The organism is Mameliella sp. MMSF_3455 (genome assembly GCF_030733205.1).
In the GTDB taxonomy this organism is placed as follows: Bacteria; Pseudomonadota; Alphaproteobacteria; order Rhodobacterales; family Rhodobacteraceae; genus Antarctobacter.
This window is the reverse complement of record NZ_JASHJL010000006.1, coordinates 94,674-111,741: the sequence shown is the minus strand read 5'-3', so window position 1 is coordinate 111,741 and position 17,068 is coordinate 94,674. Positions and strand designations below refer to the sequence as shown.

General features: G+C 64.7%; 21 protein-coding genes. 5 read left to right on the top strand and 16 right to left on the bottom strand.

Features of this window, described 5'->3' with window-relative positions; all coding sequences use genetic code 11:
• The first annotated feature begins 18 nt into the window (after window positions 1-18).
• Complete coding sequence (locus tag RBB42_RS06120; protein WP_305969010.1) at window positions 19-276, top strand: ribbon-helix-helix domain-containing protein; 258 nt, start codon at window positions 19-21, stop codon at window positions 274-276.
• Window positions 266-616, top strand: coding sequence for a type II toxin-antitoxin system RelE/ParE family toxin (locus tag RBB42_RS06115; protein WP_305969011.1), 351 nt, complete (start codon window positions 266-268; stop codon window positions 614-616). The genes RBB42_RS06120 and RBB42_RS06115 overlap by 11 nt, the downstream gene beginning before the upstream one ends.
• Window positions 617-621: 5 nt before the next feature.
• On the opposite strand, the gene otnC is transcribed toward RBB42_RS06115, so the two are convergent.
• The 7 genes from otnC to RBB42_RS06080 all read right to left on the bottom strand — a co-directional run bounded on the left by otnC (window position 622) and on the right by RBB42_RS06080 (window position 6,931).
• Complete coding sequence (otnC, locus tag RBB42_RS06110; protein ID WP_305969012.1) at window positions 622-1,254, bottom strand: 3-oxo-tetronate 4-phosphate decarboxylase; 633 nt, start codon at window positions 1,252-1,254, stop codon at window positions 622-624.
• The gene (otnK, locus tag RBB42_RS06105; RefSeq protein ID WP_305969013.1) at window positions 1,247-2,476 is read right to left on the bottom strand and encodes a 3-oxo-tetronate kinase; all 1,230 of its coding nucleotides are present in this window, start codon (window positions 2,474-2,476) and stop codon (window positions 1,247-1,249) included. Before otnK ends, otnC begins: the two co-directional genes overlap by 8 nt.
• The gene (locus tag RBB42_RS06100) at window positions 2,473-3,282 is read right to left on the bottom strand and encodes an N-acyl homoserine lactonase family protein (protein ID WP_305969014.1); all 810 of its coding nucleotides are present in this window, start codon (window positions 3,280-3,282) and stop codon (window positions 2,473-2,475) included. Before RBB42_RS06100 ends, otnK begins: the two co-directional genes overlap by 4 nt.
• Window positions 3,279-3,566 (bottom strand): putative quinol monooxygenase, encoded by a 288-nt coding sequence (locus tag RBB42_RS06095; protein WP_305969015.1) that lies wholly within the window; start codon window positions 3,564-3,566, stop codon window positions 3,279-3,281. Before RBB42_RS06095 ends, RBB42_RS06100 begins: the two co-directional genes overlap by 4 nt.
• On the bottom strand, window positions 3,566-5,077 hold the full coding sequence (locus RBB42_RS06090; protein ID WP_305969016.1) for a tripartite tricarboxylate transporter permease: 1,512 nt from the start codon (window positions 5,075-5,077) through the stop codon (window positions 3,566-3,568). Before RBB42_RS06090 ends, RBB42_RS06095 begins: the two co-directional genes overlap by 1 nt.
• A gap of 1 nt (window position 5,078) precedes the next feature.
• Window positions 5,079-5,843 carry a tripartite tricarboxylate transporter TctB family protein gene (locus tag RBB42_RS06085; protein ID WP_305969017.1) on the bottom strand — a complete coding sequence of 255 codons (765 nt, stop codon included), beginning with the start codon at window positions 5,841-5,843 and terminating at the stop codon, window positions 5,079-5,081.
• Between the two features lie 80 nt (window positions 5,844-5,923).
• A complete protein-coding gene (locus RBB42_RS06080) occupies window positions 5,924-6,931 on the bottom strand; it encodes a Bug family tripartite tricarboxylate transporter substrate binding protein (protein WP_305969018.1) in 1,008 nt (335 codons plus the stop codon).
• A gap of 140 nt (window positions 6,932-7,071) precedes the next feature.
• Between RBB42_RS06080 and RBB42_RS06075 the strand changes: the two genes are divergently transcribed.
• From RBB42_RS06075 to RBB42_RS06065, 3 genes are read left to right on the top strand one after another with little or no spacing between them, the layout of a single operon-like run.
• Entirely contained in the window at window positions 7,072-8,172 is a 1,101-nt protein-coding gene (locus tag RBB42_RS06075; protein WP_305969019.1) for an isocitrate/isopropylmalate dehydrogenase family protein, read from the top strand.
• Window positions 8,169-9,206, top strand: a complete 1,038-nt coding sequence (locus RBB42_RS06070; RefSeq protein WP_305969020.1) for a Gfo/Idh/MocA family protein — start codon at window positions 8,169-8,171, stop codon at window positions 9,204-9,206. Before RBB42_RS06075 ends, RBB42_RS06070 begins: the two co-directional genes overlap by 4 nt.
• Before the next feature lie 49 nt (window positions 9,207-9,255).
• Complete coding sequence (locus tag RBB42_RS06065) at window positions 9,256-9,888, top strand: GntR family transcriptional regulator (protein WP_305969021.1); 633 nt, start codon at window positions 9,256-9,258, stop codon at window positions 9,886-9,888.
• Between the two features lie 11 nt (window positions 9,889-9,899).
• Here RBB42_RS06065 and RBB42_RS06060 read toward each other — a convergent pair whose 3' ends face one another.
• The 9 genes from RBB42_RS06060 to RBB42_RS06020 form a co-directional block, all read right to left on the bottom strand.
• Window positions 9,900-10,868 carry an aldo/keto reductase gene (locus RBB42_RS06060; protein ID WP_305969022.1) on the bottom strand — a complete coding sequence of 323 codons (969 nt, stop codon included), beginning with the start codon at window positions 10,866-10,868 and terminating at the stop codon, window positions 9,900-9,902.
• A gap of 8 nt (window positions 10,869-10,876) precedes the next feature.
• On the bottom strand, window positions 10,877-11,053 hold the full coding sequence (locus tag RBB42_RS06055) for a hypothetical protein (protein ID WP_305969023.1): 177 nt from the start codon (window positions 11,051-11,053) through the stop codon (window positions 10,877-10,879).
• Window positions 11,050-11,952, bottom strand: a complete 903-nt coding sequence (locus RBB42_RS06050; protein ID WP_305969024.1) for a GntR family transcriptional regulator — start codon at window positions 11,950-11,952, stop codon at window positions 11,050-11,052. Before RBB42_RS06050 ends, RBB42_RS06055 begins: the two co-directional genes overlap by 4 nt.
• A 37-nt stretch (window positions 11,953-11,989) precedes the next feature.
• On the bottom strand, window positions 11,990-12,232 hold the full coding sequence (locus RBB42_RS06045) for a hypothetical protein (RefSeq protein WP_305969025.1): 243 nt from the start codon (window positions 12,230-12,232) through the stop codon (window positions 11,990-11,992).
• Between the two features lie 10 nt (window positions 12,233-12,242).
• On the bottom strand, window positions 12,243-13,022 hold the full coding sequence (locus RBB42_RS06040; protein ID WP_305969026.1) for an SDR family NAD(P)-dependent oxidoreductase: 780 nt from the start codon (window positions 13,020-13,022) through the stop codon (window positions 12,243-12,245).
• Entirely contained in the window at window positions 13,015-14,049 is a 1,035-nt protein-coding gene (locus RBB42_RS06035; RefSeq protein WP_305969027.1) for a zinc-binding alcohol dehydrogenase family protein, read from the bottom strand. Before RBB42_RS06035 ends, RBB42_RS06040 begins: the two co-directional genes overlap by 8 nt.
• Before the next feature lie 69 nt (window positions 14,050-14,118).
• Complete coding sequence (locus RBB42_RS06030) at window positions 14,119-15,030, bottom strand: sugar ABC transporter substrate-binding protein (protein ID WP_305969028.1); 912 nt, start codon at window positions 15,028-15,030, stop codon at window positions 14,119-14,121.
• Window positions 15,031-15,129: 99 nt separating this feature from the next.
• Window positions 15,130-16,113 carry an ABC transporter permease gene (locus tag RBB42_RS06025; RefSeq protein ID WP_306043373.1) on the bottom strand — a complete coding sequence of 328 codons (984 nt, stop codon included), beginning with the start codon at window positions 16,111-16,113 and terminating at the stop codon, window positions 15,130-15,132.
• 10 nt (window positions 16,114-16,123) lie between these two features.
• The gene (locus RBB42_RS06020; protein WP_305969030.1) at window positions 16,124-16,903 is read right to left on the bottom strand and encodes an ATP-binding cassette domain-containing protein; all 780 of its coding nucleotides are present in this window, start codon (window positions 16,901-16,903) and stop codon (window positions 16,124-16,126) included.
• Window positions 16,904-17,068 lie beyond the last annotated feature (165 nt).

Sequence of the window (17,068 nt, the reverse complement as noted above, 5' to 3'; positions counted from 1 at the left end):
CATCCCGGTGGAGCCGACATGAGCGTGAAAGCATCGATTTCCCTGACCGAATCCCAAGAGGCCTATGCCCGCGAACTGGTGGCGCAGGGGCGCTATTCCAGCCTGAGCGCGGTTCTTCAGCAGGGGCTGGAGTTGTTGCGAGAGCAATCCCGGACCACCGATGCGCTGCGCGAAGTGTTGGATCGGCGCCGTGCTGGGCCCTTCGTGTCGTTGGACGAGGGGCGGCAAGGCACGGCCGAGATGATCGCGCGCAAGCGGGCGGACCGTGGCCTATAAGGTCCTGCGCGCGGCGGATGTTGCTGTCGATCTCGACCTGATATTCGATTTCCTCGTCGCCGCCGCCGAGGCCTTTGGCGATGACACGGCAACCGCATTCGCGCGAGCCGAAGAACGCCTGAACCAAATCGAGGCCGACATGGCGGGGCTTGGCCGCGTACCCCATCAGGGCACCTTGAGACCGCATCTGGGCGACGGGATCCGCAACGTCACCAAGGGGCGCGCGGTCTATTACTTTGATGTCGATGACGATCGGCGGATCCTGCGCGTGCTGGCGGTGTTCTTCGGAGGGCAGGATCACGACGCGCGCATCCTGTTGAGGCTGCTCGGCCAGGGCTGACCGGCCTATCCCTTGTCCCGCAGCCTCCCGATCATTTCGGGCGGCAGCATCCGGGGGGACAGGCCCCGTGTCAGCAGCGCCAGCTTGGCGGTCTCTTCCAGTTCCTCCATCGCGTAGACAGCGGCGCCCAGGTCCTTGCCGGCCACGACCGGCCCGTGATTGGCCAACAAAACCGCCGAGCGTTGGCCCGCCAAGCCGCGCACCGCGTCCCCCATGGCGGGATCACCGGGCAGGAACACGGGCAACAGCTTTACCTTGCCCAGTTTCATGATCGAATAGGGGGTCAGCGGCGGCAGCACGTCGTCTGGGTCTGTCTCTGGCAGCATCGACAAGGCGACAGAATGTGTGGAATGCAGGTGCACTACCGCACCAGTGCCTGCCCGCGTTTCGTAAAACGCGGCATGCAGGGGCGTTTCCTTGGTGGGGGCATCGCCCGACAGCAGCCGCATCTGCGGGTCGAGGTGGCTGATCCGGGCCGGGTCGAGGATGCCCATCGAAACGCCGGTGGGCGTGACAAGGACCGAGCCATCCTCCAGCCGGACAGAGATATTGCCCGAGGAGCCGCAGGTCAGGCCCCGGTCGAACATGCTTTTTGCAAACAGGCAGATCTGTTCGCGTATCCGGGCCTGTTCAGTCATTGGCCTGCTCCATGCGGGCAAGGGCCTCTGCAAAGAAATTCGGCGGGCCGAAATTGCCCGATTTTAGAGCCAGGGCCAGACCGCTGCCGGACATGCGCAGGGCCGGGACGCCGGCCGCAAGGCGCGGGCCGATGTCCAGCGCGTCCGCGCCAAGGCCCTGCACCACCGCGCCCGAGGTTTCGCCGCCCGCCACGACGATCCGCGACACGCCGCGCGCCCGCAGCTGTGCCGCAAGGTCGGCAAAGAGCCCTTCCAGCGCGCTGGCGGCCCGCTCGCGGCCCAGTCGTTCCTGCACCTCGGCCACGGTTTCCGGGTCCGCCGAGGAATAGATCATCGGCGCGCTCCGTTGCGCCAGCGCCCAGTCGCAGAGGGTTTCGGCGTCGGTCCGACCCTCCAGCACGTCCTCGGCGCTGATCTCTCGGCTTGGGGCCTGTTCGGCGTAGGTGGCGACCTGCGCACGGGTTGCCTGGCTGCAAGAACCGGACAGGACGACACCCGGCCCGGTGGCGCCGGGCCAGGCCGGGGTCGCGGGCTGGGCGCCGAAATTGGCCGGCAGACCCAGCGCGATGCCCGAGCCGCCGCAAAGCAGCGGCAGGCCACGCGCGGCGGCACCGATGGTCAGCAGGTCTGCGTCGCGGATCGCGTCCACGATGGCGTGACCGTGATCGGGCAGGGCAACGCGCACCGCCTCGGCCCCGGCCAGCACGGCCGAGATCGGCACATGGCCCACGGGATGACGCGACTGCGCGGCCAGTACCCGGCGCAGATCGGGGTCGCGCATCGGTGTCAGCGGGTGGTCCTTCATGCTGCTTTCGCTGAGCAACGTATCGGTGACGAACAGATGTCCTTGGTAGACGCTGCGCCCGTTTTCCGGGAAGGCGGGGCAGACGATGACCCCACGTGCCCCCAGCCTGTCGGCCAGCGCATCCAGTACCGGGCCGATATTGCCCTTGTCCGTGCTGTCGAAGGTCGAGCAGACCTTGAAGATGATCTGCTGTGCATCCTGTTCGCGTAGCCAGTCGCAGGCGGCCAGGGATTGGTCCACCGCCTCTTGTACCGGGGCAGTCCGGGATTTCAGCGAGATCACCGCCGCCTCCGGCAGGTCGTCGGCCCGGCCCTTGGGCACGCCGTTGTATTGCGTGGTGCGCAGGCCGCCTTCGGCGAGGGTCAGCGCGATGTCGGACGCGCCGGTAAAATCATCCGCTATGACACCGATCTTCATGTGTTTGCGTCCTCTTGCGGGTTGCCATTTGGCCCATGGTCGAGCCGGAACACATGCGGCGCCACGCCCTGCGGGTACAACTGGCGCACGCGCGGGTCATGGCCCGGCACGATCAGGCGCGGATGCGAGGCAAGAGCCTCCAGCCGGTCAAAGCCGTCCAGCATGTTCTGAAGGTCAACAACGATGGGAAAGGGTTTCCGCGCAAAGACGTTTTCATAGTAATGCGCGGCGTCCGAGGCCAGCACCATCCAGCCTGCCTCTGTCCGGACCCGCACGCATTGCAGGCCGCGTGAATGGCCGCCGATGCAATGCACGGTCACGCCCTCGGCGATCTCGGCGTCGCCGTCGTGAAAGATGACCTTGCCGGAATAGAGCCGCGTGACTGCCTCGCAGATATGCGGCGCGGTAAAGGGCGCGCGCAGGGTGCCGTGACACATGCAGGGGCCGGTAGCGTACTGCATCTCTGCCGCCTGCATGTGAAGGGTCGCGTTGGGAAACAGGTGCAACCCGCCCGCGTGATCATAATGCAGATGCGTGACGATGATCCGGGTGACGTCCTCTGCCGCGATGCCCAGCGGTTTCAGCGCCTCGCGCGGGTCCAGCAAGATCGGGCGGCCACGCGAAGCGCCTTCTTTGCTGTCATAGCCAGTGTCGACCACGATCACCTCTGCCCCGCGGCGCAGCACCCAGATGTAGTAATCCATCGCGTGCGGCGCATCGTGATTGTCGTCGAACAGAAAGCTGTCGGCCCGCGTTCGCGCGTTGCGCTCGGCGTATTTGACGGCGTGTATTTCCCAGCCACTCATCGGATCACCTGTGTGTAGGTCCGCACCGTCTTGGCGGCGATCATGTCGGCAACGGCGGCATCGAAGGACTTGAAATGCGGACTTTGCAGATGCACGTCAAAGGCCTCGGCGCTGTCGTAGACCTCATACAGAAAGACCTCATCGGCCGCATCGTTGCAGCAGACATCGAATTGTAGGCAGCCGGGCTCATTGGCCAGCGACAGGCGGGCATTCTCTGTCATCAGCGGCAGGAATTCTGCCCGCGTGCCGGGGTGCAAGGTGAATGTCACGGTCACGGCATACATCAGGCGTTGCGTCCTTTCAGGCGAGTCATGGCCCGTTTCGCCACCGGCAACTGGCCGAGGATCAGGGCAAGGATGAGTGTCAGCAGAATGGCCGATCCGGGCCGCGAGACAAAGACCGAGAGATCCCCGTCCGACAGCAACAGCGACCGGCGGAAGGTCTCGTCGAACATGCCGCCCAGGATCACGCCGATGACCAGCGGCGCGATCGGATAGCGCATCAGGTTCATCAAATAGGCCACCAGACCCACGCCCAGCATCAGGTAGAGATCGTTCAACCCGCCGCCGACGCTGAAGGATCCGATGGTGGTCAGGATCATGACCAGCGGCAGGAACAGCGTCTGCGGAATGCGCAGGATCCTGATGAAGACGCGGGCGGTGAACAGCCCCATGACGAACATGGTGAAACTGGCCAGTACCATGATTGCCACGACACGCAGGATGATGTCCGGGTCGATGGTGGGGCCGGGGATCACGTTGTTGATCTTGAACGCGCCCATCAGCGCGGCGGCAGGGGGTGAGCCGGGGATGCCCAGCACCAGCAGCGGGATCAGCGCGCCGCCAATGCAGGCGTTGTTGGCGGTTTCCGAGGACAGCAGCCCTTCGAGGCTGCCCTTGCCGAACTTGTCGCCATCGGCAGAGACGGTCTTGCCCACGCCATAACTGACCCAGCCGGCCACGTCCTCGCCCACGCCGGGCAGGGCGCCGACGCCGGTGCCGATGACGCCGGAACGCCCGATCGTCGGCAGGTAGCGGCGGACCGCGGTCATGTTGGGCAGGATGCGCCCGGTCAGCGTGGCAACCTCGCCGGTGTCCATGTGGCGCATCCCCTCGATGATCTGGGGGATTGCAAAGGCGCCCATCAGCACAGGCACGACGGCGATGCCCGACAGGAGGTAGGCCCAGCCGAAGGTGTAGCGCGCCTCGCTCAGGATCGGGTCCATGCCCACCATCGCCAGCGCAAGACCGATCAGCCCGGCGATCCACCCCTTGATGGCGAGGTCCTCGCTCATCAGGGTGCCGGACAGCAGGATGCCGAACAGCGCCAGCAGTGCCTTTTCCGGACTGGCGATGTTCTTGGAAATCAGCAGCAGCACCCAGACGAAGATCAGCAGCGCCAGCGTGCCCACGAGTGTGCCCAGGAAACTGGCCGTGGTGGTCAGCCCCAGCGCCTCGGCGCCTCGGCCTTCGCGGGCCAGCGGATAGCCGTCCATGGCGGTGGCGGCACTGGCCGCGGTGCCCGGGATGTTCAGCAGGATCGACGGGTAGGACCCGCCATAGATCGCGCCAACATAGGCGCCCAACAGTGCGATCAGGGAATAGTCCAGCGGGATCTTGTCGCCGAAAAAGCCGGTCAGGATCGTCACCGCCAGTGTCGCGGTCAGCCCCGGCAGGGCGCCGAAGGCGATGCCCAGAAAGACGGAGGTCACCAGGTAGGCATAGGTCCAGGGGTCACTGACAAGGGCGGCGAAGGCGGCGCCAAAGCCCGCCAGTTGTCCGAAAAGAAACTCCAATTCACGATCTCCAGATCGGGCGCAGGTGGACGTAGTAGGTGTATTCGATCTTGGCGAAGATCAGGCCGCCCCGGTTCGGTACGTTCTGGCGAAAGCCGAAGGCCATTGCACAGACCAGGATCAAGGGAACGCCGACGGCAAGGACCGGTGTCAGACGCAACGCACGGCCCATGTGCCCCGTCCATTGGTGCCAAAGCGTCAACCCGACCAGCAGCGCCAGCGCCACCCAGTCGTCATCGTGCTGCCCCCATTCCGAACGCGGCATGTGGGCCACAAGGGCATAGACCCCGGCGGCGGCAACGGTCAGCAGCGGCAGCAGTGGGCGGGGACGGTCGTGACCGTGAAAGCTGGCGATCAGGGCGGTGATGAGCAGAGCGGAGGACAGAATGAAATCCACGCGCGGGACCAGACCGGCGATATAAGCCAGCAGCATCAGGGCCACGGCGACAAAGCGCCAGACTTCCCGCGGGTTCCAGCCGATGCCAACCGCGCTCAGCGCGTACGCGGCCCCGCCGGAGCGGATCGAAATGCCCAGCAGTACCAGGCTGAGGGCAAGAAGCGCGCCGAAGATGCCCAGAGGCACGATCGCGGCCGAGGTGTACCAAGCGGCGCTGTTGACGCCGACGCCGTTGCTGCCGCCCATGGGGATGTCTAGCGTGCGCCACAAGAAGAACAGCGACAGGGCGATCAGCCCCAGCGCGCCCCAGAAATCCCGCGCCCGCAGGCGGGCCTGATCAGCCAACGCCTCATCTGTCGATTGATCCATGACCTTGCCTCCCGCTCAGGCGGCGGACGCCCGGGCGCCCGCCGAACGCTGCGCCCCGGTCGGGCCGGGGCGTCTGGTGTTTATGGTTTCTCGATGCCCAGGTCCTCGGGCATGACCTTTGCCGCGCCGAGATCCTTGAGCGTGTAGGCAAAGGTGCTTTCGAGGGTCGAGAACAGCGCCTGTGCTTCTTCGCCGAACTGGCCGCCGATGTCGTAGTTGTTGGCGACCGCCCATTCCGCGACAGTGTCCGAGGCCATGGCCTTCTGGAAGGCGTCGGAAAGCGTGGCCTTGACGCCGTCGGGGGCCGAGTCGTGCACCGCAAAGCCGATGGCCTGTTTCAGCGGCAGCACCTCGCTCAGCCCGGCATAGCTGTCAAAGGCCGAGGGCACGGTGGTGCCCGCGATCTCGACGCTGTCGGCGGTCAGCATGGCCAGCGGCTTCAGTTGTCCGCCTTCGATCAGCGGCGCCTGTTCCGCCAGCGAGGTCACGACCAGCGCCACCTCACCGGCAATCGCGGCTTCCTGACCGGGGGCGGAGCCCTTGTAGGGGATGAACTTGAACGTCACGTCGGCGCCTTGTTCCAGCGCCAGCAGGTTCAGGTGGTGGATCGATCCGGCGCCGCCGGCCGCGGCGGGAATGCTGCCCGGGTCCGCCTGCGCGGCCTCCACCAGGTCGGCCAGCGTGTCGTAGGGGCTGTTGGCCGGGACCGAGATCAGGTCGGGCGAACCGCCGACGATGAAGGGATACCAGAAGTCGAATTTCTTGTCCCAGCCGCCCTGCACGGCGGCGGTGACATTGGATTCGGACAGGCCGACCAGCGTGTAGCCGTCATCGGGCTGGTTGGCGACGTAGACCATGCCGTTGGACCCTGCGACGCCGCCGGTCTGGTTGATCACGTTGATCGAGACCGGCAGGTGCTTTTCCATTTCGGCCATGATCATGCGGTTGATCGTGTCGGTGCCGCCACCGGCGCCCCAGACCACGGCGGTGGTTATGTCGCGATAGGGGTAGTCCTGCGCCTGCGCGGCAGTGCCCAGCCCGGTCGCAAGGGCCAGCGCGGCCAGCGTTCCCTTTGTCAAAGCGTGCATGTCCTCAAATCCTCCCAAAGGCATTGCGTTGGTTGTTGCGTTTTTTTGTGTATGCATTAAATAACACGTTGTCAACGCCACTCCGGGCTGGAGTTCGGGCGGTCTCTGACAGAAAATTCACGAATGAGGCGTAGCCATAGATGAACAACACATTTGAAATCGCGGTCTTCGAGGGTGACGGAATCGGGCCGGAAATCACGGCGCCGACGATTGCTCTGCTGAACCAGCTTGCTGCGGACTCCGCTGGATATGCCTTGAATTTCGTCACGGTGCCGGCCGGCGCCGCTCACTATGCAAAGACCGGAGAATCGCTGCCCGCCGAGTCGCTGCGCGTGGCCGAACAGGCGGATGCGATCCTTCTGTCGGCGATGGGCCTGCCGGACGTGCGTTACCCGGACGGGACAGAGATTTCGCCGCAGATCGAACTCCGCATCGCGTTCAACCTGTTTGCGGGCGTCCGCCCGGTGCGCGTGCGCTCGGGGCAGGCCGGGCCGCTGACCCTGCCCGAGGGCCGCGAGATCGACTTTGTGCTGGTCCGCGAAAGCACCGAAGGCCTGTTCTACTCGATGGGCCAGGGTGAGGTCACCGAGACCGAGGCGCGCGAGACATTGCGGATCACGCGCGAGGTGTCGGAACATCTCTTCCGGTTTTCCTTTGACCTGGCCCGCGAGCGCAAGCAGTCCGGGCGCGGACCGGGCCGCGTCACCTGCGTCGACAAGGCCAATGTGTTTCGGGCCTTTGCCTTCTTCCGCGGGATCTTTGACGAGGTTGCACAGGACTATCCCGACCTGATCGCCGATCACGCCTATGTCGATGCCACCGCGCTGTGGATGGTGCAGAAACCCTGGGATTTCGACGTCCTGGTGACGGAAAACATGTTCGGCGACATCCTGTCCGACCTTGGCGCCGGACTGATGGGGGGGCTGGGCCTTGCGCCCTCGGCTGACATCGGGCTGAAACAGGCGGTGTTCCAGCCCTGCCACGGCTCGGCGCCGGACATCGCGGGGCAGGGCGCGGCCAATCCCCATGCGATGATCCTGTCCGCGGCCATGATGCTGGACTGGTTGGGCATCAGGCACGAACACGAAGCCATGTGCGCCGATGCCGCGCGGTTGCGCCGGGCGGTCGAGGACGTGATCGCGCGCGGTGACTGTCTGACCCGGGACCTTGGCGGCACGGCAAGTACCCAAGATGCCGCCGACGCGGTGCGGCGGGTGCTGGAGCAGGCCCGCGCCGAATGAGCACGGCGACGGTCCCCTCTCCTCTGCGCGTGGCCTGCATCGGCGCAGGCTATTTCAGCCAGTTCCACTATGGCAGCTGGGCGCGCATGGACGGCGCGCGTCTGGTCGGCGCCTGTGACCGCGATCTGGCAAAGGCCCGGGCCACGGGCCTGCCGGCCTATGACGATCCGGCGCGAATGCTGGACGAGCTGCAGCCCGACCTGCTGGACATCATCCTGCCGCCCAACGCCCATGCCGAGACGATCCGCATGGCGCTGGCGTCCGGTGTTCGACGCATGATCTGCCAAAAGCCCTTTTGCCGCGACCTTGACGAGGCCCGGGCAATCACCGACGAGGCCGAAGCGCTGGGGGCGGTGATCGTGGTGCACGAGAACTTTCGCTTTCAGCCCTGGTACCGCGCGGTGAAATCCGCCTTGGCGGATGGTGTGCTGGGAGAGTTGCAACAGGTGACGTTCCGGCTGCGCCCCGGTGACGGGCAGGGGCCGCGCGCCTACCTGGATCGGCAACCCTACTTCCAGCGGATGGAACGCTTCCTGATCCATGAGACCGCGGTACACTGGGTCGATACCTTCCGCTGGCTGCTGGGAAACCCGACACATGTCTATGCCGACCTGCGTCGGCTCAATCCGGCGATCCGGGGCGAGGATGCGGGCATCGTTCTCTTTCATCACCCGAATGGCGTGCGCGCGATCTTTGACGGCAACCGCCACCTGGACCACGCCGCCGACAACCTGCGCCGCACCATGGGCGAGGCGCTGTTCGAAGGCGCCGCCGGGGTGCTGAGCCTTGGCGGCGACGGCGCGGTTCATCTGCGGCGCCACGGCGAGACGGTGCCGGAGCAGCTGTTGCCGCCCGACGAATGGGACGGCTTTGGCGGCGATTGTGTCCATGCCTTGCAGAGTCATGTCGTTTCCGCTTTTCTGAACGGCACGCCGTTGGAAAACAGCGCAAGGGACTATCTGACGGTGATCGGGATCGAACAGGCCATCTACGCCTCTGCCGCCTCGGGGCAGAAAATCGAGTTGAAGGGGTAGCCATTTGAACGGACAACCGCCCAAGCCCGTCTCAAGCGCACAACGTGCGGTGAGCAGGCTGCGCGAGATGATCTTTTCCGGCGAGTTGTCCGCCGGGTCCGACCACCTTGAAACCGAACTGGCCGAACGCCTGGGCATGTCGCGCACCCCGGTGCGCGAAGCGGCGCTGCAACTGGAAGGTCAGGGGTTGGTGGAATTGCGCCCACGCAAGGGGGTGCGCATCCTGCCCGTGTCCTCGGACGACATGCGCGAGATCTACGATGTTCTGACCGAACTCGAAAGCCTGGCCGCCGAAAGCGCTGCCAAGGCGGGCTATTCCGAACAGGACCTTGCCGCACTGTCCGCGGCGATCAACGACATGGATCGCTCGATCGAGCAGGAAGACCTCGAGGCCTGGGCCGAGGCGGATGACCGGTTCCATTCTGAACTGGTACGGTTGGGCGGAAATTCCCGCGTCTGCATGATCGTTTCCATGATGAGCGACCAGGTGCGACGTGCCAAGTCATCGACCCTGTTCGCGCGGCCCTTGCCCGTGCAGTCGAACGAGGATCACCGCGCGGTCTATGCCGCCATCCTTGCGGGGGACCCTGTCAAGGCGCGGCAGGTGCACCGTGATCACCGGCGCCATGCCCGCGACGTGCTGACCGGCCTGCTGGACCGGATGCGCCTGCGCACGCTGTAGCCCGGACGATCTCAGGCTGCGCTGCCCTCGATGATGCCGGCGGCCCTGAGATCGGCCCAGAGCGCGGGCGGCAGATCATCGTTGAACTGGGCGATGTTGCATTTCAGAGAGCTGGCCTTGGCCGTGCCGATCAGGGTCGAGGCGACCAGCGGGCTTTGATCCGGGTATTGCAGCGCGGCGGCGGGCAGCGGGGTGTCGTGGCGGTCGCAGATCGCCTCTATCCGGGCGACCCGGTCCAGGATCTCGTCCGAGGCGGGGGCATAGTTGTAATGCGCGCCGGGCACCGGGCCGGTCGCAAGGATGCCGGAATTGAACACCCCGCCGATGACCAGCCGGACCCCGTGTTTCTCCAACTGCGGAAACAGGCCGTGGTGGGCGGATTGGTCCAGCAGGGTATGGCGCCCGGCCAGCAGGATCAGGTCCATGTCGAATTGTCCGACCAGTTCCTGGCAGATTTCGACCGTGTTCACGCCAAGGCCGATGGCCTTGACCGTGCCGTCGGCTTTCAGCCGTTCCAGCGCTTTTGCGCCGCTGTCCAGCAGTTGCGCCCGGTGGTCCGGGGTATCGGTGCCCGCGCCCGGATCGCCGATGTCATGGACATAAAGGATGTCGATCCGGTTCAGGCCCAGCCGCTGAAAGCTGTCCTCGACCGAACGCATGATGCCGTCATGGGTGAAATCGAACGCCTGCCGAAAGGGCCTGCCGTTGTGAAAGCCGTTGACCACGGCGGGCGGTGCGGGGTCGGGTGTCAGGACGCGGCCGACCTTGGTCGACAGGATCCAGCCATCGCGGTCCCGCAGGAAATCCCCGATCAGGCTTTCGGCGGCGCCGTTGCCGTAATGCGGGGCCGTGTCGAAATAGCGGATGCCGCTGTCCCAGGCGGTGGTCAGCACCTCCTGCACGGCGGTCTTGCTGACCGGGCGGTACAATCCCGCCAGCGCGGCGGTGCCCAGCGAGAGGCGGTGGGAGTCGTTCAGCATGGGGGGCCTTAGTTCGGGTGGCAGCCGGGATTGGCCGCGGCAGGTTTGTAGGTCAGGACAAATTCGACATGGCCCAGCGTTTCCGAGGCGGTGCGCCCGCCCGCGCCAAGCGCGATCAGCACGGCGATGTTGGCGCCCGGCGCAAGCGTCAGCAGGCGGTTGTCGGTGGCAAGATCGTCGGTCATTTATCGGTGTCCCAGGCGACAGAGGTAAGCAGGGTCGAGCGGGCTGAATTCAGGTGGTCCTTGAACAGCGCCATGGCGAGGTCGCCGTCCCCGGCCTCGAGCGCGCGGATCACGGCGAGGTGCTGCCGGGCAGCCACGAGGTTGCGTTCGCGTTCGTCGCGCTTGTTCCAGCGATAGTGATAGTGAAAGATCACCGAGACGAGCTCGAAGAAATCGTCGATGAAACGGTTGTTCAGGTCGTCGATCAGCACGCGGTGAAACTGTTCGTCCAGCCGGGGGAAATTCAGGTACTCGCGCTCGCTGTCGGCGATGATCGTTTCGTGCGCCTTGTCCAACGCGATGAGATCGGTCATCGCGCTGGCGCCCGGCCCCTTTTCCAGCAGGTTGCGAAAGGCGCGCACTTCGAACATCTCGCGGACGTCGAACAGTTCAATCGCGAAGTCGCGGGTGAACCCGCGCAGCACCCAGTGACGGTTCGGCTCTTTCTCGATCAGGCCAAAGCGCGAGAACTTGATCAGGCATTCGCGCAGGACCGAGGTGCTGGCCCCGAATTCGCGTACCATCTCGCTTTCGTGCAGGATGGTGCCGGGCTCCAGATCGCTGCCAAGGATGAATTCCATGAACTGCGAGGCCACCCGTTCGCTGGTCGACAGGGTTTCCTCCTTGGCAAAGTAGTCGGCAGGCCTTGGCCGGCGCAGCACGGTCTTCGTACGCCCGGACCAGCGGATCACGCCAAGTTCGTCCAGATGGGACAGCACGGCCCGTACGGTTGTCCGGCTGGTGCCCAGCTGCTGGGTCAATTCGATTTCCGACGGCAATGCGCCATCCGGCCCCAGCGTGGCGACAAAGTCGAGGCTGCGGTTGAACGCCTCCTTGTAAGTGGAATTGTCGCGCGACATCCGGATGAGAGCCTTTTGTTTAGGGGCACACAGAGTCCTACATAGCGCCAAATGTTGCAAAGGCCTCTTGCGTGCACATACCCTTTTGGATGTCCTTGGCGACCTCGTTTTCGGTGGCCACATTTTCCAGCGCCAGGCCGATGGCCTGTTCTTCGGACTCCTGGAGTTTGATCGGCTGCGGCAAGAATTGCCGGCGGTGGCCCATTGTGTCCAGGACATCGCCGATCACGGCGGTGAACAGACGGTCCTTCATGGTGGCGAACAGCTCGGTGTCGGTCATGGCATGCACCTCAGAAACCCGTGGCGCCGCCGCCATCCACCAGCAGCACCTGCCCGGTGATGTATTTGGCGGCCGGAGAGGCAAGGAAGGCGCAGGCCCAGCCGATGTCGGCGGGATCGCCCAGCGTATTCATGGGAATGCGGCCCATGATCTTGGCCTTGCGTTCGGGGTCGCCCTTGGTCGCCGTGCGAAACACGTCGGTGTCGATCCAGCCTGGCGCGACGCCGTTCACCCGGATCCCGTGGGCGGCGCATTCGGCGGAGAGGGCGCGGATCACGCCGTTGATCGCCGTTTTGGAAATCGTGTAGCCCGAAACATCGGGTTGGCCGATGTAGGCGGTCATGGACGAGATGAAGAGCACGGAGCCGGGTTTGGCCGCCTCCTGCATCCGGCCGATGACCGCGCGGCTGAGTTCCAGCGCTCCGCGCACATGCACGTCAAAGACCCGGTCGAAATCCGAAAGGTCGGAGTCCATGAATGGCTTTTTGACGGTGTTGCCGGCGTTGTTCACGAGAATGTCGAAACAGCCGTGTGCGGTGTGCATTTGCGCTGCGGCCTCGGGAATGGCGGCAATGTCGGTCAAGTCCAGAACCTGGTAGGCGCAGTCATGGCCGATCTCGGCACAGGCGGCTTGCAACACGTCCTCTCGCCTGCCGGCGATCACGACCTTTGCGCCGCTTTGCGCCAGGCTGGTGGCGATGGCCTTGCCCAGCCCGGTGCCGCCGCCGGTGACCAGCGCGGTTTTCCCGTTTAGCCCGTATTGGGCCGCAAGTACGGATGTATCAGCCATTGGACGCATCCTGCATGTCGATCATCACCTTGAAGGTTTCCTGTCGGTTGTCTTCCCAATAGCGAAAGGACTGATCGGCCTCGGCCCAGGGGAAGGTGCGTGAAATCAGGAGGTCCGGGAGATCAGGGCGCGTTTCGAGGTAGGCGATGACCGCGTCGAAATCCGCCCGCATGGCGTTGCGCGAGCCCATGATGTCCAGTTCCTTGAGGTTGAAGAGCGCGGTGTTGTAGCTGACCTCGGCCTTGGCATAGCCGACATAGACCACGCGCCCGGCGAAGCAGGCCATGTCGACCGCGCCGCGAAAGGTTTCCGGTAGGCCGACGGCCTCGATCACCACATCCGCGCCGTGGCCTTCGGTCAGCTCTGCGATGCGGGCGGGCAGATCCTCGGTCATGGGATTGATTACGGCGCTCACGCCAAGGGCCTTCAGTGCGGCGCTCTTGGTGTCGCTGACCTCTGATACGATGACACGCGCGCCCCGGGCCAGCGCGCCAAGCGCGGCACCGACACCGATCATGCCCGCGCCCAGCACAAGCACGGTCTCCTGCGCCGTGACCCGTCCCCGTTTCACCGCGTGAAAGCCTACGGACAGGGGTTCGACTAACGCGAGCTGCGGCAGCGAGAGGCTGTCGTTCAGGATCAGCTTGTCATGAGGAACACATAAAAGGTCGGACATGCCGCCATCGCGCTGGACGCCAAGGGTCTGGTTGTTCTTGCAGGCATTGGGGCGGTTGCGCCGACAGGCGGAACAGGTGCCGCAGGCGGTGTAAGGGATGACGATGGCCCGTTTGCCGGGGGCAAATTCGGCGGGCACGTCCGCGCCTGCCTCGAGGATCGTTCCGCCGATTTCATGCCCGGGAATGCGGGGCAGGGCGGACAGGGGGTTGAGGCCGCGAAAGGTGTTCAGGTCGCTGCCGCACAGGCCGACATGCCCGACGCGCAGCAGCACCTCTCCCTTGGCGGGGGTGGGCGGGTCCACCGTCCGGAACGCTGTTTCGCCGATGGTTGTGATGACCAGTGCTTGCATCTGCGGCTGTGTCCTTGGAATGGCGCCAGGGGGTCGCCCGCGCGGGCGGGCGACCGGCGAGGGTCGGGATTACTTGTAATCCGCCACGTTTTCAGAGGTGATCAGAATGCCGTCGATCGGCGTGAATTCGGGGACCTCGTCGCCCTTGATCAGCCCGACGAGGTTCTGCACCGCCTCGGCTCCCATGCGTGCATTGTCCTGCTTGATGGTCGCGGCCAGCTCGCCCGCCTCGATCGACACGAGGTTGGCCGGGTTGCCGTCAAAGCCCACGATGACCAGGTCGTCCAGCTTGCCCAGTTCGGAGGCCGCCGAAACCGCCGCCAGCGCGCCCGGATCCCAGGCCGAGAAGATCGCCGTGATGTCCGGGTTGGACTGAAGAAAGTTGATCGTGGTTTCATAGGCGCAGGCGTCCTTCCAGTCGCAGATCTGAAAGATCACCTCATGGCCCGCGGCCTCGGCGGCATTCTTCACGCCGTCGCGGCGGGCGTTGCCGGTCTGGTGCCCGGCAGAGCCGCCCAGGATCAGCACGGTGCCGCCGTCGATCTGGTCGACGATGTACTTGCCCGCGATGCCCGCGGCGGCAAGGTTGTCGGTCTGCACGAGGCTGGCGATGTGGTCATGGTGGATGCCGGTGTCCACGGCGACCACCGGGATGCCCTTGCGCTTGGCCATGTCCAGCGAGGTGCCAAAGGCGCGGTTGTCGACCGACCCGATGATGATGCCGTCGACCCCCATGTTGATGGCCCGGTCCACCGCGTCCTTTTGCGCCGCCGCATCGGGGGAAGAGGCGGTCAGGTCCAGCAGTTCGACCCCCATCTTGTCCGCCTTGGCGGCGGCGGCCTTTGCGACGCCGATCCAGAAAGTGTTGTCGGTGGAATAGCCGGTGTAGGCGATCCGCAGATCCTCGGCCATTGCGGCCCCGGCCATGGTTGCGCCGACGGCAACAGAGGCAAGGATGGTCTTGAGAGATTTCAGTTCCATTGTGTTCCTCCCTTGGGGTGTGGTCTGCCCGGTTGTCCGGGCGGACGTGTCCTGCGCGCTGTCCTCCCAGCGGGGCAGAATTCGCTAATTTGCGCCGGATTAGCGGCTGGAGCGTCGCCAGACGTCCCAGTAGACCGCCGCGATGATGATGATCCCGATGGCGATGCGCTGAACCGAGGTGCTGACGCCCAGGTAGGACAGGCCGACGATGATGGTCTGCATGATCAGCATGCCGATCAGGGTCTTGCCCACGCCGCCGCGACCGCCGAACAGGCTGGTGCCGCCGATGACCACCGCCGCGATGGCAAACAGCTCGTAGCTTTGGCCGCGGGACGGCATGGCAAAGTTCAGCTTGGCGATTTCGAGGATCGCCGCCGTTGCCGCCAGCAACCCGCCGATCATGTAGTAGTAGATGCGGCTCTTGCGGACATTGACGCCGGACAGACGGGCGACCTCTTCGTTGCCGCCGATGGCAAAAGCATGGTTGCCCAGCCGGGTCTTGGTCAGGAACAGCCCCGTCAGCAGGGCCACGCCGAACATGATCAGCATCGGAACCAGGTAGCCGGATCCCAACACCTGAAAACTGTCGGGAAAGCGCGACAGGTCGCGCCCGCTGGCCAGGATCTCGGCCATACCCTTGTAGGCGGTCAACCCGCCAAGCGTCACGATGAAGGCGGGCACCCCGGTCAGCACCTGCACGGTGCCATTGAGCGCACCCAACAGCGCACCCGCCCCAAGGCCGATCAGCACCGCGACGGGCGCCGGCAACTGGTACTCGGCCAGCGCGATGCCGACGATCACGCCGACGACGGCAAAGATCGACCCCACGGACAGGTCCAGCCCGCCCGAGATCAGGACGACGGTCGTGCCGCAGGCGAGAATGGCAAGGATCGAGGCCTGACCGAAGATCGACAGCAGCGTGTCGAGGCTGCGGAAGGGTTCGGACAGCACGAAGAACACCAGGTAGATCAGCACCAGTGCCGCCAGCACCTGCCAGATCTGCTGGAACTGGTGCTTGAGCAGGTCGATGCTGCGGCCGACGGGGGCGGGGGTGGAGACCTGGGTCGAGGAATTCTGGCTCATGTCGCTCATTTCAGGCTGCTTTGTCTTCGGTGGTGCCGGTGATCAGGCCAACCAGGGTGTCGCCGTCCACATCCTTGACGTCGCGCACGGCGGCCAGCCGCCCCAGCCGCAGGACCATCACGCGGTCGCAATAATTCATGACGTGCTGCATGTTGTGGGTAATCATGATGACCGACAGTCCGTGATCCTTGAGCGAGCGTACGAGGTTCATGGCCATCTGGCTTTCGCGGACGCCAAGCGCGGCGGTGGGTTCGTCCAGAATGGCGATGCGTTTGCCGAACATGACCGTTTTCGCCAGCGCCACGGCCTGCCGCTGGCCACCGGAGAAGGCTGCGGCCTCGCGGTAGATGTCGACGATGCGGATATCCAGTTTCTGGAACAGGGCGCGGACCTCGGTGTCCATCCGGGCAAAGTCCAATGCGCCGAACAGCCGCCCGGTAAAGTCCTTTCGCAGCAGTTCGCGGCCCAGGTACATGTTCTTGGTGATCGACAGTTCGTTGACCAGCGCCAGGTCCTGGTAGACCGTCTCCATTCCGGCGGCCTTGGCGTCGGTGGGAGTGTTGATCTGTACCTCCTGACCGTACATCTCGACCGTCCCGGCGGTCTTGGAGATGGCGCCGGTCAGCACCTTGATCAGGGTCGATTTCCCGGCGCCGTTGTCGCCGACCACGGCCAGCACCTCGCCCTCGTGCAGGTCCATGTCGACCGAATCAAGCGCCACGACGCCGCCGTAATGTTTGCTGAGTCCGCGCGCCTTCAGGATGGTCCGGGCGCTTGTCGGCTGTGTCATTGGATCCCCCCTCCCAAGGTTTCGTGATCCATTTTGGTCTCTATTGCATAAAAAACAAACTCCTGTCCGGTCAATTGTTTTTTTTCGGTAAAGAACATTTGGCATCAATGGATGATTGGCGCGGTTGGCCAAGAATGCCGAAAAACTGATATGATTGACGTCTAT

What these genes read in the sequence shown, in the direction of transcription:
- RBB42_RS06085 (WP_305969017.1), bottom strand. Translation starts at nt 5,843, where the DNA reads ATGGATCAATCGACAGATGAGGCGTTGGCTGATCAGGCCCGCCTGCGG.
- RBB42_RS06045 (WP_305969025.1), bottom strand. Translation starts at nt 12,232, where the DNA reads ATGACCGACACCGAGCTGTTCGCCACCATGAAGGACCGTCTGTTCACC.
- RBB42_RS06100 (WP_305969014.1), bottom strand. Translation starts at nt 3,282, where the DNA reads ATGAGTGGCTGGGAAATACACGCCGTCAAATACGCCGAGCGCAACGCG.
- RBB42_RS06080 (WP_305969018.1), bottom strand. Translation starts at nt 6,931, where the DNA reads ATGCACGCTTTGACAAAGGGAACGCTGGCCGCGCTGGCCCTTGCGACC.
- otnK (WP_305969013.1), bottom strand. Translation starts at nt 2,476, where the DNA reads ATGAAGATCGGTGTCATAGCGGATGATTTTACCGGCGCGTCCGACATC.
- RBB42_RS06035 (WP_305969027.1), bottom strand. Translation starts at nt 14,049, where the DNA reads ATGCAAGCACTGGTCATCACAACCATCGGCGAAACAGCGTTCCGGACG.
- RBB42_RS06025 (WP_306043373.1), bottom strand. Translation starts at nt 16,113, where the DNA reads ATGAGCCAGAATTCCTCGACCCAGGTCTCCACCCCCGCCCCCGTCGGC.
- RBB42_RS06050 (WP_305969024.1), bottom strand. Translation starts at nt 11,952, where the DNA reads ATGTCGCGCGACAATTCCACTTACAAGGAGGCGTTCAACCGCAGCCTC.
- RBB42_RS06120 (WP_305969010.1), top strand. Translation starts at nt 19, where the DNA reads ATGAGCGTGAAAGCATCGATTTCCCTGACCGAATCCCAAGAGGCCTAT.
- RBB42_RS06060 (WP_305969022.1), bottom strand. Translation starts at nt 10,868, where the DNA reads ATGCTGAACGACTCCCACCGCCTCTCGCTGGGCACCGCCGCGCTGGCG.
- otnC (WP_305969012.1), bottom strand. Translation starts at nt 1,254, where the DNA reads ATGACTGAACAGGCCCGGATACGCGAACAGATCTGCCTGTTTGCAAAA.
- RBB42_RS06055 (WP_305969023.1), bottom strand. Translation starts at nt 11,053, where the DNA reads ATGACCGACGATCTTGCCACCGACAACCGCCTGCTGACGCTTGCGCCG.
- RBB42_RS06020 (WP_305969030.1), bottom strand. Translation starts at nt 16,903, where the DNA reads ATGACACAGCCGACAAGCGCCCGGACCATCCTGAAGGCGCGCGGACTC.
- RBB42_RS06070 (WP_305969020.1), top strand. Translation starts at nt 8,169, where the DNA reads ATGAGCACGGCGACGGTCCCCTCTCCTCTGCGCGTGGCCTGCATCGGC.
- RBB42_RS06040 (WP_305969026.1), bottom strand. Translation starts at nt 13,022, where the DNA reads ATGGCTGATACATCCGTACTTGCGGCCCAATACGGGCTAAACGGGAAA.
- RBB42_RS06075 (WP_305969019.1), top strand. Translation starts at nt 7,072, where the DNA reads ATGAACAACACATTTGAAATCGCGGTCTTCGAGGGTGACGGAATCGGG.
- RBB42_RS06030 (WP_305969028.1), bottom strand. Translation starts at nt 15,030, where the DNA reads ATGGAACTGAAATCTCTCAAGACCATCCTTGCCTCTGTTGCCGTCGGC.
- RBB42_RS06095 (WP_305969015.1), bottom strand. Translation starts at nt 3,566, where the DNA reads ATGTATGCCGTGACCGTGACATTCACCTTGCACCCCGGCACGCGGGCA.